The 727-nt window shown below is 61.2% G+C and carries 1 protein-coding gene; it reads right to left on the bottom strand.

Annotation, left to right across the window (positions count from 1 at the left end; all coding sequences use genetic code 11):
• A partial coding sequence (gene groEL / locus J8I82_RS37855; RefSeq protein WP_209765757.1) for a chaperonin GroEL occupies positions 1 to 695 on the bottom strand: 695 nt, incomplete at its 3' end.
• Positions 696 to 727: the final 32 nt, after the last annotated feature.

Raw genomic sequence — 727 nt, forward strand, 5'->3', positions numbered from 1 at the left:
TCGCGGATGTTCGAAACCTTCTTGTCGAACAGCAGCACGAACGGGCTGTCCAGCTGGACAACCTGCTTTTCCGGGTTGTTGATGAAGTACGGCGACAGGTAGCCGCGGTCGAACTGCATGCCTTCCACGACTTCCAGCTCGTCGGCCAGCGACTTGCCGTCTTCGACGGTGATCACGCCTTCCTTGCCGACCTTGTCCATGGCTTCGGCGATGCGCTCACCGATCGAGGTGTCGCTGTTGGCCGAGATCGCGCCAACCTGGGCGATTTCCTTGCTGGTGGTGGTGGGCTTGCTGACCTTCTTCAGCTCTTCCACGGCGGCGGCGACAGCCTTGTCGATGCCACGCTTCAGGTCCATCGGGTTCATGCCGGCGGCCACGAACTTCATGCCTTCGCGCACGATCGACTGGGCCAGCACGGTAGCGGTGGTGGTACCGTCACCGGCGTTGTCGCTGGTCTTGGAAGCCACTTCCTTGACCATCTGGGCGCCCATGTTCTGCAGCTTGTCCTTCAGCTCGATTTCCTTGGCCACGGACACGCCGTCCTTGGTCACGGTCGGGCCGCCGAAGCTGCGCTCCAGCACCACATTGCGGCCCTTCGGGCCCAGGGTCACTTTAACGGCGTTGGCGAGGATGTTCACGCCTTCGACCATCTTGGCACGTGCGGCGTCGCCGAACACTACGTCTTTAGCTGCCATTCTTGAAATCTCCTGAAATCTGTACGGGTGGC

The sequence above is a fragment of the Cupriavidus consociatus genome, from assembly GCF_017814975.1.
GTDB classification, from domain to species: domain Bacteria; phylum Pseudomonadota; class Gammaproteobacteria; order Burkholderiales; family Burkholderiaceae; genus Cupriavidus; species Cupriavidus consociatus.